Source organism: Streptomyces sp. NPDC012637, assembly GCF_042954805.1.
In the GTDB taxonomy this organism is placed as follows: Bacteria; Actinomycetota; Actinomycetes; order Streptomycetales; family Streptomycetaceae; genus Streptomyces.
On the sequence record NZ_JBIBDS010000002.1, the window covers coordinates 817,144 to 830,815 of the forward strand.

Genomic DNA, 13,672 nt, shown 5'->3' on the forward strand with positions numbered 1-13,672 from the left:
GTCGTGGAAGACCTGACGGGCCGCGAGGCGGTGATCCAGCGCCTGCGCGACGTCGGCCTGCGGGTCACCGGTCCGCGCCTCGAGGTGCTCACGGTGCTCGCCGCCGGCGGCCATCTCGACGTCGAGGCGATCACCGCGACCGCCCGCGAGCGCCTCGGCACCCTCACCAGCCAGGCCGTCTACGAGATGCTGCGGCATTTCCAGGAGACCGGTCTGGTCAGCAAGTTCGACCGGCCCGGCCTGCCCGCCGTCTTCGAGATCTCGGGCCCCGCGCACCAGCACGCCCTGTGCCAGAGCTGCGGCCGCGTGGAGAACGTGGCCGCCACCGCCCCGGCGCCGCCGCGCGGCAGCCTGCCCGAGTGGCGGGTCAGCGACGCCGAGGTGGTCTTCAAGGGCCTTTGCCCCGACTGCCACGAAGAGCCCCCTTCGCGCTGAAAGCACGTGAACACCGTGCGTCGCGTTCGAATTTGTGGCAGGGTCTAGCGGGGCGTTTCAACAGGATCCGCGCGATCCGAGGGGAGTCTGCTGCGTCGTGTCCAAAAACGCCGCCGGAGCGCGTACGGGAAGCGAGCAGGCCCTCGCGCTCTACCAGGAGTTACGCAGCACGACCGGCGCGTCCTTCGACGACGCGGCGCACCGGCTGGAACTGACCGGCGCCGAACGCGAGCGCTGCCAGGAGGAGTTGGTCGCCCTCGGTCTGATCGACCACGCCCCCGGGGCCGACGGGTCCGCCCCTCTCGTGATCTCTCCCGACGTCGCCCTGCTCCGGCTGCTCCAGCACGAGCGCGAGCGCCTGGAGAACCGGCTGGCCGAGACCAGCCGGGCGCACACCACCCTGGAGACGCTGGCAGGACCCTTTCTGCGGGCCGGGATGGAGCCCGGCTCCGAGGTCGAGGTGGAGGTCGTCGAGGATCCGGCCAGGATCCGCCGGGAACTCGCCGACCTGACGAACACGGTGCGAAGCTCCGTCCATTCGATGCTGACCGGATCGGTACCGCGCGAGGAGATGTCGTTGGAGCTGGAGCGGGACCGCGACCGGGTGGCCCGGGGCGTGCTCGTCCAGGCCATGTACAGCCACCGGGTGGGGCAGGTTCCGGAGATGGTGCAGCACCTCGCGGAGCGCTGCGCGCTCGGCGTCGAGGTGCGCCTGTCCCCCGTCGTCCCCATGAACATGGTCCTCGCCGACGAGAACTTCGCGCTCCTGCCCGCCGATTCGCGCGACCCCGACTCCGCCGCCATCCTGGCCCGCGGCCCCGGCCTGGTCCGTTCCTACCGGGCCCTGTACGAGTACTGCTGGCACGCGGCCACCCCGTACGGCCACGAGGAGCCGGCCGAGCACGGCGGCGACGGCCTCTCCGAGCAGCAGCGGGCGGCCCTGCGGATGCTCGCCTCGGGGATCAAGGACGAGCAGGTGGCCCGCAACCTGGGCGTCTCGCTGCGTACGGTCAGCCGGCTGATCTCCGAGGTGATGCAGGAGCTGGACGCGGCGAGCCGTTTCGAGGCGGGCGTGAAGGCGGCCCGGCTCGGCCTGCTCGACGGCGAGCCGTACGAGCAGCCGTCGTAGGCCCGGCGCGCCCATGCCGCCCCCGCCGGACCGCGCGACGCCGCCCGCCGGCTCCCGAACACGACGCGTAATCTGGCCATTTGGGGTGCGACAACGGATTCGCGGCACGGATGCGCGACACGGATTCGGGACACGGGACACGGGGACCACGAAGAGCAGAAGGGGGAACCTCGCGTGATCACGACGAGCGGTCTCGGCGGCGACGGACCGGCGGAGGGCGCGGCGGACGGCGCGGCCGGGGGCACGGCGGCGTACGGACCGGCGGACGGCCGGCTCGTCGCGCTCTACCAGGAGCTGCGCAGACGCGGGGTGTCGAACCTCCCCGAGGTCGCCGAGGGCTTAGGACTCGCCGCCGAGGAGTACGAGCGATGTCGGGCCGAACTGATCGCGCTCGGCCTGATCGTCCCGACCACACGTACCCACGCCACCATCGCCGACGTGCGCAACGCGGCCTGGCGGCCGGACGCCGACACGGTCGCCGCGGTCGACCCGGAGATCGCGCTGCTGCGGCTCCTGGACCGCGAACGGGCCCGGCTGCGGGAGCATCTGGCCGAGGCGGACCAGGCGTACGGCACCCTGGAGACGCTGGCGGGCACGTTCCTGCGGGCCAGCGTCCTGGCCGGCTCCGAGGTCGAGGTCGAGGCGCTGACCGACTACCGGCGCATCCAGCAGGCCCTGGACGACATCATCGACGTCATGCAGGAGAGCTCGGCGTCCATGTACCCGGGCGGGCCGAGCCGCGAGGTCCACGACGTGACCCTGGCCCGCGACCGGCGGCGCCTCGAACAGGGCATCCGGGTCCGGGCCATCTACGCGCACGAGCACGCCACTCGCCCTGACGTGGCCGAACTGCTCGACGCCCGGAGCGAACTGGGAGCGGAGATCCGGGTCGCCGCGGTCGTGCCGCTCAACATGATCATCATCGACCAGCAGTACGCCCTGCTGCCGATCCGGCCCGAGGACGCGCGCAAGGGCGCCATCCTGGCCCGCGGCCGGGCGCTGGTCCGCTCGTACCTCGGGCTGTTCGAGCACTGCTGGCACACGGCCGTGCCCTACGGCTCCGGGGCCGCCGCCGAGCGGGGCGGGGACGGACTGTCCGAGCAGCAGCGGGCCGCCCTGCGGATGCTGGCGACCGGAATGAAGGACGAGAAGATCGCCCGGAATCTCGGGGTGTCGCTGCGCACGGTGAGCCGAATGCTCTCGGAACTCATGCAGGAATTGGGGGCGACGAGCCGATTCGAGGCGGGAGTGCGGGCGGTGCGGATGGGCTGGCTGGACTGACGGCCGCGGCTCACCCGGCCCGCGCGGAAGCGGGCAGGGAAAAGCCCCGCGATCGTGGCAGGGCGATCGCGGGGCTTTTTCTTCGGTTTTCGATGTTCAGTTGGAGGGGGCCGGGGTCGGGACCGGCCAGTTGTCGTCGGCCAGCATCAGACGGGGGGCCGCGGGCGCCTCGGCGTCGCCGGAGCCGGCGACCGCCGCACCGCCCGCGACCGCCATACAGGCCACCAGGGCGAGGGTGAACTGACGGACGGTCTTGCGGAGGCCGGTGTTCTGCTGAGCGGACATGATTCCTCCAGGAGTGGGAATGGAATTCCGCCTTCTGGGGGCCCGTGCCGCCGGGCGCTCCCTGAAGACATCTCTATTCTGTCCGGCGCTCCAGAGCGAATCCAGGGATTCTCCATGCGTGGATGTGCCATGGCGTGAGTGCGTCAATGAGCCGCGTAATGAACGGAATTGACTCATCCGGGCCGCCTCTAACCTTTGGTTAGACCAAAAGAGATGCTAGACTCGTGCAACGGCCTTCTCGTTCCTCCAGGAGAGAGGGGCCGACGGGGCAGGGGCGTGCCGCCGCCCTTGCCCCACCCGTCCGGACACCCCTGCGGTCATCCGCTCCGCGATCCGCGAGGCCATCCGTTCCCGGCCCGCCAGCGCGTTCTCGTACACGTCGATCGTCCGCGTGGCGGAGGCGCGCCAGCTCATCCCCCGGGCGTGCCGGACCGCCGCCTCGCCCATCGTGACCCGCGCCCGCGGGTTCCGGGCCAGCCACAGCAGCCGGCGCGCGTACTCCACCGGGTCGTGGCCCTGGACGAGCAGCCCCGACACCCCGTCCCACACCGCCGTCGAGAGACCGCCCACCGCCGAGGCCAGCACCGGTGTCCCGCAGGCCTGCGCCTCCAGGGCCACCAGACCGAACGACTCCGAACGCGACGGCACCACGAGGACGTCCGCCGCGCGGTAGAAGTCCGCGAGCCGCTCCTGCGGCACGGGCGGACAGGCCTTCAGGACGTCCGCGACGCCGAGGTCAGCCGCGAGCCGCCACACCGTGCCCTGCTCCGTCGCCCCCGAATGCCCGCCGACCACCGGCACGAGCAGCCTGGGCCGCAGCTCCGGTGCCGTCCGCAGCAGTTCGGCGACCGCTCGCACCAGAACGTCGGGCCCCTTCAGCGGCTGGATCCGCCCCGCGTACAGCGGGACGAAGGCGTCGTCCGGCAGCCCGAGCCGCGCCCGAGCCGCCCGCTTCCCCGCTCCCGGGCCCTCGCCCGGACCGTCACCCGGACCGAAGGTGCGCAGGTCCACGCCCGGCCGCACCACCTCGGTGCGCGCAGGGTCCGCCCCGTACAGGGTGCGCAGGGCCTCCGCCTCGTCGCCGGTGTTGGCGATCAGCCGGTCCGCGTCCCCGACCACCTGGTGCTCGCCGCGGATCCTCAGCTCGGGCTCCGGGGCGTCGCCCTCGGCGAGGTGGGCGTTCTTGACCAGGGCCAGGGTGTGCGCCGTGTGCACCAGCGGTATGCCCCAGCCGAACGCGGCGATCCGCCCGGCCTGCCCGGACAGCCAGTAGTGGGAGTGGACCAGGTCGTACCGCCGGAACTCCTTCAGGAGGGCCAGCGAGAACGGCACGACCAGGTCCGGCATGGCCTCCTTGGGCAGCGCCCGGCGCGGGCCCGCGGCCAGGTGCCGCACCCGCACGCCGGGCTCCAGGTCGACGAGGCCTGGCAGGCCCTCGCCGCGGCAGCGGGTGAACAGGTCCACCTCGACGCCCTGTTCGGCCAGGGCGCGGGACAGCTCGACCATGTAGACGTTCATCCCGCCTGCGTCCCCGGTTCCGGGCTGGTGGAGCGGGGAGGTGTGGACGCTGAGCATGGCGACGCGCAGGGACACGTGGGGCTCCTGTGGGGTGGGCCGGCCACGTGGCCCCGCGCGCGGCGCGCACGGTCACGCGGCAGGGATGCGGTGGGAGGTGCTGCGAGGTGCCGGGGAAGCGACAGCGGTGAGGCGGCACCGAGGAAGTACGCGACTTCTTAGCGGATTAGAAGTGAAGAGCGGGAACGGACGGGCACGGGCTCAGAATCCGAAGACCGGCCCCGACGGCGGCGCGAGCCGCGTCCCCGGGAGCGGCGCGATCAGCGCCGACCAGTCCACCGGCCGCCCCGGCGCCACCTGCAGCGCCGCCGCCAGCCGGTCCGCGCCCTCCGGCATCACCGGCCGCGACCACGCCGACAGGGCCGACGCCACCGCCAACTGGGCCGCCAGCGCCGGAAGGTGACGGCACGAGGTGGTCGGCCGGCAGCGCTCGTGGGCGTTGACGTAGCCGAAGTCGGCGACCGAGCGCACCATCTCGTCGAGCACGGCGACCGCCCGGCGCGGGTCGAAGGCGTCGGGGCCGTACGCCTCGCGCAGGTCGTCCACGCCGCGGTGCAGCCGGCGCTCCAGGATCTCCCAGCCGGTGCCGCCGGGCATCGCCTGCGGCGCCACCCCGTCGCACTCCTCACGGACGGCCGTGAAGAGCCGGGTCAGCCAGCTGTTCCAGTTCTCGTCGAGCTCCAGGCGCGCGGCGGCGAGCCGGTCACGCTGGTGGACGGTCCTGCGGCCCGTCGGCCGGGACTGCAGGACGTGCCGGCGCAGGGTGTCGGAGCCGTACTCGGTGAGCAGGTCGAGCGCCCACACGTTGCCCTCCTGGACGCCCTCCTCCACCACGTACGACTCGTTGACGTTGAACTCCTGCGGCAGCTTGACGTCCTGCGCGAGCAGCAGCACCGGCAGCAGCACGGCGTGGCAGAAGGCGTGCCCGAAGCCGCAGAAGTGAATGGTGCGGGCGGGCAGCGGGCCCTTGGTGTCGTAGCCGAACAGGTGCATCGCCGCGGCCTCGAAGCACGCGTCGATCCGGTGGTCGGGGAAGCCCTCGACGGGCACCTCCAGGCCCCACTCGGCCGGGTGCCCGACCGCGATGTCCGGCAGCCCGTCCTCGACGAGCGACTCGCACAGCGCGGCGAGCCGCGGCGGGAGGCCGGCGAGCGCCCAGTAGTCGGAGAGCTGGTCGCGGAACGGTTCGAGCGGTACGTACAGCCGGCGGCAGCGCCTGGCGACCGCCGGGGTGTCGCACATCGAGCAGCGCGGCGACAGCAGGTCCCCGCCGTCGTTCGGCCGCGCGCACTCGTGGCACATGCCGCCGTCGCTCGACGCCCCGCAGTGCGGGCACGAGCCGGTGACGTGCGCCCCGTACAGCCAGCGCTCGCACGGCTCGCAGTACGGCAGGAGCCGGGTCCGCGGCGCGATCACGCCCTGTGCGTAGAGCCGGCTGAACAGCTCCTGCACCCAGCGCGCGTACCCGCGGTCCCGGCGCGGCTTGACGATGTGGTCGAACTCGACGCCGGAGCGCAGCCAGTCGGCGGTGATCGCCGCGCGGTAGCCCTCGGCGACCTCCTCGGGCTTGCGGTTGTGCCGCAGCGCCCGCACCTCGACGGAGCTCGCGTGGTCGGCGGTGCCGGTGGTGAAGCGGACGGGTTCGCCCTCGGCGCGCAGGAAGCGGGTGAGGACGTCGGCCGCGACGTACGGACCCGCCAGATGGCCGATGTGCAGTTCGCCGTGGGTGGCCGGGGGGGTCGCGGTGATCCAGACGGGGGTGCTCATGGGACCTCCTTGACGCTGTCGTGCGATGAGCTGTCAGCGGTTTCGGTCGGCGAGGTGCGGTCAGCGGGGTTCGAAGTGGAAGGAGCGGATGAAGCAGTCACGGGGCTGCTCGACGGCGTAGACGATGCACTCGAAGAGCGCCTGGGTGGTGAGCTTCTCGTCGGGCGCTATGCCGTCGGGGTTCGCGCCGTCCCATTCCGCGAACCGCGGGTCGGACGTCGAGAAGTCCGGCGGGAACAGCGAGAACACCCTTACTCCGGACGGCCGGAGGCGGCGGGAGAGGATGTCGGCGAAGCCGGCCTGGGCGCTCTTCGCCGCCCAGAAGGCCTCGTGTGCCGCCGAGGCGGTCGCGGCGGAGGCGCCCTCCGCGTCGCGGACGGCGACCATGTTGACGATGTCGGGCCGCAGCGAGCCGCGCAGCAGCGGCAGGAAGTGCTTCACCATGAGGACGGTGCCGCCGGCCGTCGACTCGATCGTCTCGACGATCTGGGCGTCGCTCGCCGCCTCCAGGTCCATGCCGTCCAGCCAGCGGGCGCCGTTGTTGACCAGCAGGTCGACCCGGTCGGTGCGCTCGCCGACGCGGGCGGCGAACTCCCGGATCTCCGCGGGCCTGCTCAGGTCGCAGCCGAAGGCGTGGATGCGGTCCCGGGCGGAGCCCATCACCTCGGCGCGGGTGCGTTCGGCGGCCTCGACGGTACGGGCCGACACGTAGACCTCGGCGCCGAGATGGGCGAATCCGACGGCGAGCGCGCGGCCGAAGTAGCGGGACGCCCCGGTCACGACGACACGCAGGTTCTCGAATTTCATGTCTGCCTGCTCTCCCCACGGATACCGAAAGCCGGTCGGTCCCGTTCAGCGTGGCAGAGGAGAGCGGTGGATGACCTGGCCGGACGGGTGCGCGTTCACGCCGTTGCGTGGATACGCCAAGGGGCAGGCCAGGGCAGGTCGAGACGCTGCAGCAGGCGGGCCCGCTTGTGGTGCACCCGGACCCGGTCCGGCGCGGTGGACACCGTCGCGGTGCCGGCGCCCGGCGTGCGGAGGCGGGAGACGGGCCCGCCGACGACGGTACCGCCGATCGCCCCGGCGGCGGCGAACGCGGCGGCACCGGTGAGGGCGAGCCGCGGGTGCCAGCCACCGACGGTGAGGGCCCGGACGGCGAGGCCGCCGGGGCCGGTGCGCGTGAAGAGGGCGATCTTGGGCAGCGGGGATTCCGGCGCGTACCCGAGCAGGCGGGCGGCCTGGGCCCGCAGCTCCAGGAGCCACGCCTGAAGGGCGTCGACGGGCACATGGGCGGTGCCGGCGACGGGCGGATGGCGGCCGTCGGCGGCCAAGTGGCCGGTGTGGGCGCGCAGGTGGCCTGCGATGGGCGGATGGCCGGTGTAGGCGGGCAGGTGGCCTGCAAAGGGCGGATGGCCGGTGTCGACCGGCAGACGGGCGGGGTCGGCGGGTAGGTGGCGGGCGTCGACCAGGACGTACGGGTTCCCGTACTGCACGAGCGTCACCGGCACACCGTCGAGGACGTCGACGGGCCGGCCGGTGGGGAGCGTCCCGGGCGCGTCGGGCGGCCTCAGGAAGTCCAGGGTGTACGCACCGTCCTTCTGCGGCGCACACCGCACGACGTCGCCCGTCGTGACGGCCCGCACGGTGACCTCCCTGCCCGCGTGCCCGTCGGCGACGACGCAGGCGAGCAGCGAGTGCCCGCACCCGGCCCGGAAGTCGAACCGCCCGCCGGGCAGGGCCTGGACGAAGCGGTAGTCGAGTTCGGCCGCCCCGACGGCCGAGGGCCCGTACAGCGCGATCTTGTTGAGCCCGGCGTACGGCGTGCGGGCGAGCGCCCGGCGCAACCGTGCCAGCTCGTCGCTCAGCGCGAGCGCCCCGGGCGGCAGGCGGTCGAGCCGCACGACGAGGGTGGGCCCGGGTGCGTCCTCGGCGAGGACGACATGGGCGAGGACGCCGTCCGGGGCGGCGTCCTCGCCCGCCGGCGGGCCCGAAGGCCGGGGCCGCCGGTCAGGCCGCACAGCCCACCGGAATCCGCATGCCCTGGACGACCTCCGTCCACAGCTCGTGGACGGCGAGGGCCCAGAGCGCGAGGGCGATGTGCTGGTTCGGGCGTTCCAGGTGGCGGGCGAGGAGGCGGTTCACGCGGTCCGCGCGGATCTTGCCGCCGAGGACCAGGCGCGCCGGGGACAGCAGTTCGCGCACCGTGTCGAGGAGCGGGCCGCCGGGGGCGATCATCGCGGCGATCGGAAGCGTGAACGGCTGCTTCGGGCGGTTCAGGACCGATGCCGGCAGCAGTTCCGCGCCCGCCTCGTACAGCGCGCGCTTGCCGTGCCGGGCCTCCGGCGGCAGTTCGCGGGCGTGGGTGACGACGCTCGGCTGGCAGAAGGGCAGCCGCGCCTCGACCGCCCACGCCATCGACAGGTGGTCGACCCGCCGCAGGTGGTACGCGGGCAGTCGGCGGCGCGTCTCGAACGCGCTCGTCGCCGTCGCCCGGTCCGTCCCCGCCGCCTCCGCCGAGCGCAGCTCGCCCTCGACGCGGTCCGCCGCCGAGCCGTGGTCGGCGATGAACGCGGCGTACGAGCTCGTGTACAGGTGTTCCCGGAGCAGCCGCGGCGCCGCCGAGAGCGCGTCGGCGTACGCGCCCGCCCAGTCCACGCCGGGCGGCGCCGTCAGCGCGGCCCGCATCCGGTCGTAGCCGCCGAAGAGTTCGTCCGCGCCGTCGCCCGCGAGGGCGACCGTGAAGCCGTTCTCGCGGACCGCGCGGAACAGCGCGTACGTGGACAGCGCGATCGGGTCGGCGTTGGGCTGCCCCAGGTGCCGCACCGTCCGCGTGAGCAGCGAGGGGATCTCGTCCGGGTCGATGCTCACCTCGTGGTGCACGGTCCTGGCCCGCCGGGCGACGGAACGCGCGTACGCCGCTTCGGAGTCGGGCCACTTGCCCCGGTAGGTGAGGTGGAAGGTGTGCAGCGGCGGCGCGTCCGTCTCCCGCCGGTGCTCGGCGGCCAGCGCCGTGACGAGCCCGGAGTCGAGCCCGCCGCTGGTGATCGCGCACACCGGCGCGTCCGCCGTGGCCAGCCGCCGCACCTCGTGCCGCAGCACGTCCTGCGTGTCGCCGACCGGCCGCGCGCCCGCGTGCGGGGCGCGGCGGCGCACGACGGGCGCGCAGCCGGGCCGTACGACCGCGGTCGCGCCGGGCAGCAGCACGTCGACGCCGTCGAGGGCGGTGTGCGTCGCGTACGAGGTGCGGGTGGCGAGGAGGGTGTCGAGGGCGTCCTCGCGCGGCGCGATCCGCACGCCCTCGAAGGCGAGCAGCGCGGGGATCTCCGAGGCGAAGCGGGTGGACCCGTCGTACGGGTCGTGGTGGAAGTGGACCGGCTTCATGCCCATGTCGTCGACGGCGAGTACGAGTTGGGCGCTGCCCGGGCGCAGGTCGAGCACGGCGACCGCGAACATGCCGTCGAGGTGCTCGGCGAAGGCCGCCCCGTACTCCGCGTAGAGCGCGGGCAGCAGCGTGCCGTCGCAGCGGTCGGGGAAGCGGTGGCCGCGCGCGGCGAGGCGGCGGCGCAGTTCCTCGTGGTTGTAGATCTCGCCGTTGAGGACGGCGAGGACGCCCGGGAGGTGGGGCAGCCGGTACGGCTGCGTGCCGCCGCACGGGTCGGTGACGGCGAGCCGGTCGCAGCCGAGCGACCAGCCGGGGCCGCTGAGCACCTGGTGCTCGTCGGGGCCGCCGTGCCGCTGGCGGGCCGAGACCGCCGCCAGCTCGGCAGGGTCGGGACGGTCCGCCCCCGCGGCGAAGGAGCCGAGAATCCTGCACATGGGCGGTCGCCTCCGGTCTCTCTGCTGAGCTACGAGTAGGTCTCTGCGCACCCGTTCACATGTCGCACCCAATGATTTGAATCTACCAACTTTTTGGGTGGCGCGTAAGTGCCATGTCCGGTTCACGCCACGACTTGGCCTTGCGACGCCCCCGCAGGCCCAACAGGCTGGCACCATGGAGGACTTCGCGACGACCGACCTGCCGGAGCCGACCGCCCGCAGCGCCCCGGAATCACTGCTGGTGGTGGCGGCGCACCCGGACGACATCGAGTTCTGCGTGAGCGGCACCGTCATGCAGTGGATCGAGCGCGGCACCCGCGTCACGTACTGCATCGTCACCGACGGCGGCGCCGGCGGTTACGACCCGATGCTCCCCCGCCAGGCGATGGCGGACCTGCGCCGCGCCGAGCAGGTCCACTCGGCGAAGCTCAGCGGCGTCGCCGACGTCCGCTTCCTCGGCTACCCCGACAGCTTCGTCGAGGCGGACGTACCCCTGCGCCGCGACCTGTGCCGGGTCATCCGCGAGGTCCGCCCGCAGCGCTGCATCGTCCCGTCCCCGGAGATCAACTGGGCCCGCGCCGCCGACCTCCACCCCGACCACCGCGCCGTCGGCGAGGCCTGCCTGCGCGCGATATACCCCGAGGCCCGCAACCCCTTCGCGCACGCCGAGCTGCTGAAGGAGGAGGGCCTGGAGCCGTGGACCGTCCACGAACTGTGGCTGATGACCGGCCCCACGCCGAACCAGTACGTGGACGTCACCCCCGTCTTCGACCGCAAGGTCGAGGCCCTGCGCATCCACACCTCCCAGACCGCCCACTTCGACGACCTGGCGGGCCTGCTGCGCGACTGGCTGAGCGAACACGCGCGGGCGGGCGGGCTGCCGACGGGGCGGATGGCGGAGGCGTTCCAGATCGTGCACATCGACTGAGGCGACGGGGCCGGGCGTGAACTCGCGCCGGCCTCAAGGGTGTTCAATACAATTTCACATTGCTATGTTACGCGGCACAGCAGGCCCCTCCCCTGACGACAGGAGACCTCCGTGTCCCGTCCGAGACCCGTGCGCGCGCTCCTCAGAGCCATGGCCATGGCCACCACCTGCGCGGCGACCCTCGTCCTCCCCGCCACCACCGCGACGGCCGCCCCCGCACCGGCGCCCGCTGCGGCGTCCGCGCCCAAGCTCGGCGGGCACGACAAGGCGTACGACCACGCCGAGCGCCGCGCGACCCGCCCCGCGGCCGAAGCGGGCACGGCCCCGTGCAAGTCCCCCAAGTGCAAGGCCGAGCTGGAGGCCCGGCTCTTCCCGTACACCTACGTGTACGACAAGGGCGCCATCAAGGTCCGCACCGCGCTCGACAAGGCGACGGTCGACCAGCTCTACTACGCGAGCAAGCAGGTCAAGGCGCACTTCCACCGCGTCCTCGGGACCGAGGCGCCGCTCGCCGGCGACACCAACTCGGTTCTGACGGTGGTTCTTTACTCCTCGCGCGCGGACTACGTCGCCTACCAGACGCTCCTCTACGGCCTGAGCACCAACAACGGCGGCATGTACATCGAGGACGGCGCGACCTTCTACACCTACCAGCGGCGCGTGCCCGAGGACTCCTCCCTGACCCTGGAGGAGCTGTTCCGCCACGAGTACGCCCACTACCTCAACGGCCGGTTCGCGGTCCCCGGCACCTTCGGCTCCGGCCCCTGGTACACCGGCGACCGGACCACCGCGATGGACGAGGGCACCGCCGAGTTCTTCGACGGCGCGACCCGCGACGACGGCATACGGGTGCGCCGCTCGCTCGTCCAGGGCGTCATCGACGACACGGCCTCCGGCGGCCCGCGCATGACGGTGGACCAGCTGCTCCACGCCACGTACGACGGCGACGGCTTCCGCTTCTACGACTACGCGGGCACCTTCTTCGAGTACCTGTGGCGGGAGCGGCCGAGCGAGCTCCAGGCCATGTACGGATTCCTGCGCGCCGGCGACGTGACCGGATTCGACGCCTGGCGCGGCCGGCTCGGCGCCGACCCGGCCGTCCAGCGGGCGTACGACGCCTTCCTCGACGCCCAGATCGCGATCGTCGACCAGTTGTACGTGCCCGCGACGACCTTCCAGCCGACCGGGACGCTCACGCACGGCACCGCGGAGCAGGTGCGGGCGGCGCTCGCCACGGCGTCGGGCACCGCACCGCAGTGCGCCGACACCGGTGACACCGGCACCAACCGGCGCTTCGTGTGCGGCGGCAGTCTGACGACGGCGACGGCCGACGCGGCCAACGGTGACGCCGTGTTCCGGACCTTCACGGCCGCGGCCGACCGCACCCTCATCGAGGCGGCGCTCACCGGCGGGACGAACTTCACGGACATGAACTGCTGGTTCGGCCCGGTCAGGGCGACGGGAACGACGGCGACGGCGGCGTACAGCTGCGAGGGCCCGCTGCGGGGCTGATCGGACTCCGAGGGAGGACGTGACGGCGGCGGTGACGGCCGTGGCCTGGCCTGAGAGGGCAGCACGGCGCCGGCCCGCAGCGGCGTGCGCCGGGTCACCGCCACCGGCTGACACGCCGGGTCGCGGACCGGTCGCGGCCCCGCACGCTCACGGCGTGCGGGGCCGGTGTCCGCGCCTACCGCGACCGGCGGCCGGCCGTGGAGCCGAAGCCCAGCCACGTGTGGCGGTTGCCCCACCAGCACCAGCCGACCTTCGGCGCGTCGCGCCGCTCGCGGCCGTCGCGGCCCGTGCCGTTGCTGATCCAGATCGCGGGCGTACGGGCGTCGTACGCGCCGTTCGGCTTGCGCAGCCGGGAGCCGATGGTCATGAAGCAGCGGTTGCGCTCCAGGGCCTCGGGCTGCTGGAGCACCCAGTGGATGCCCTCGGCGAGCGTGAGCGGGCTGCGCCCGTCCTTCTCGATCGCCGGAAGCGCCTCCTCCGGGCTCCAGTTGGCCATGTGGTCGCCACGGTCGAGCCCGGTGACGAGGTAGAGCGGGCCGTCCGGCAGCTCGACCGTGTACGGGGCGAAGTCGTCCACGTCCGGCATGTCGACGACGACGAACCCGGGCTTGTCGTCGCGCCGGAGCAGCGGCGCGAGGGCGGAGGCGGGCGCCCGGTCGGGGTGCACGGCGAGGAGGGCTTCACCACCGTCGTCGGTTCCGGCGTTCGCGGCGAAGGCGCGGAGCTCGTCGGCGGTCAGTCCCGCGAGCTCGTGCACGCCGAGCTCGATCAGCTTCTCGGCCTGGGCGGCGAGGGTCGGCAGCGGGGCGAGGGCGTCGGTCAAGGTACTCCTAGGTCGTCCGGTGATCGGCCTGGAGTCGAACGAGGCGCGGGGCGGGATTGTTCCCACCGTTTCCCGCGGCTTTCCGACGACGACCTCCCCCTGTTTCCGGGTGACGAGCCGG

General features: G+C 73.2%; 11 protein-coding genes and 1 pseudogene. 5 read left to right on the forward strand and 7 right to left on the reverse strand.

Going from position 1 to position 13,672, the window contains the following annotated elements; all coding sequences use genetic code 11:
- Positions 1–3: 3 nt before the first annotated feature.
- The 3 genes from ACFY8W_RS11900 to ACFY8W_RS11910 all read left to right on the forward strand — a co-directional run bounded on the left by ACFY8W_RS11900 (position 4) and on the right by ACFY8W_RS11910 (position 2,845).
- Positions 4–435: a transcriptional repressor gene (locus tag ACFY8W_RS11900; protein WP_391103346.1), complete on the forward strand. Its 432-nt coding sequence runs from the start codon at positions 4–6 to the stop codon at positions 433–435.
- A 97-nt stretch (positions 436–532) separates the two neighbouring features.
- The gene (locus ACFY8W_RS11905; RefSeq protein WP_391103348.1) at positions 533–1,564 is read left to right on the forward strand and encodes a LuxR C-terminal-related transcriptional regulator; all 1,032 of its coding nucleotides are present in this window, start codon (positions 533–535) and stop codon (positions 1,562–1,564) included.
- 174 nt (positions 1,565–1,738) lie between these two features.
- Positions 1,739–2,845, forward strand: coding sequence for a LuxR C-terminal-related transcriptional regulator (locus tag ACFY8W_RS11910; protein WP_391103351.1), 1,107 nt, complete (start codon positions 1,739–1,741; stop codon positions 2,843–2,845).
- 96 nt (positions 2,846–2,941) lie between these two features.
- On the opposite strand, the gene ACFY8W_RS11915 is transcribed toward ACFY8W_RS11910, so the two are convergent.
- The 6 genes from ACFY8W_RS11915 to asnB all read right to left on the reverse strand — a co-directional run bounded on the left by ACFY8W_RS11915 (position 2,942) and on the right by asnB (position 10,288).
- Entirely contained in the window at positions 2,942–3,130 is a 189-nt protein-coding gene (locus ACFY8W_RS11915) for a hypothetical protein (protein ID WP_391103354.1), read from the reverse strand.
- Positions 3,131–3,346: 216 nt separating this feature from the next.
- Positions 3,347–4,705, reverse strand: coding sequence for a D-inositol-3-phosphate glycosyltransferase (gene mshA / locus ACFY8W_RS11920; RefSeq protein WP_391103896.1), 1,359 nt, complete (start codon positions 4,703–4,705; stop codon positions 3,347–3,349).
- 201 nt (positions 4,706–4,906) lie between these two features.
- The gene (locus ACFY8W_RS11925) at positions 4,907–6,472 is read right to left on the reverse strand and encodes a class I tRNA ligase family protein (RefSeq protein WP_391103356.1); all 1,566 of its coding nucleotides are present in this window, start codon (positions 6,470–6,472) and stop codon (positions 4,907–4,909) included.
- Between the two features lie 60 nt (positions 6,473–6,532).
- Positions 6,533–7,279, reverse strand: a complete 747-nt coding sequence (locus tag ACFY8W_RS11930; RefSeq protein WP_391103358.1) for an SDR family NAD(P)-dependent oxidoreductase — start codon at positions 7,277–7,279, stop codon at positions 6,533–6,535.
- Positions 7,280–7,374: 95 nt separating this feature from the next.
- Entirely contained in the window at positions 7,375–8,490 is a 1,116-nt protein-coding gene (locus tag ACFY8W_RS11935; RefSeq protein ID WP_391103360.1) for a hypothetical protein, read from the reverse strand.
- A complete protein-coding gene (gene asnB / locus ACFY8W_RS11940; protein ID WP_391103362.1) occupies positions 8,480–10,288 on the reverse strand; it encodes an asparagine synthase (glutamine-hydrolyzing) in 1,809 nt (602 codons plus the stop codon). The genes ACFY8W_RS11935 and asnB overlap by 11 nt, the downstream gene beginning before the upstream one ends.
- Positions 10,289–10,463: 175 nt before the next feature.
- Between asnB and ACFY8W_RS11945 the strand changes: the two genes are divergently transcribed.
- Together ACFY8W_RS11945 and ACFY8W_RS11950 are read left to right on the forward strand one after the other, a co-directional pair.
- Positions 10,464–11,216, forward strand: coding sequence for a PIG-L family deacetylase (locus ACFY8W_RS11945; RefSeq protein ID WP_391103364.1), 753 nt, complete (start codon positions 10,464–10,466; stop codon positions 11,214–11,216).
- 342 nt (positions 11,217–11,558) lie between these two features.
- Positions 11,559–12,728 (forward strand): annotated as a pseudogene (locus ACFY8W_RS11950) (collagenase); the annotation flags it as partial.
- Between the two features lie 175 nt (positions 12,729–12,903).
- Here the strand turns inward: ACFY8W_RS11950 and ACFY8W_RS11955 are convergent.
- The gene (locus ACFY8W_RS11955; RefSeq protein ID WP_391103366.1) at positions 12,904–13,551 is read right to left on the reverse strand and encodes a DUF5701 family protein; all 648 of its coding nucleotides are present in this window, start codon (positions 13,549–13,551) and stop codon (positions 12,904–12,906) included.
- Positions 13,552–13,672 lie beyond the last annotated feature (121 nt).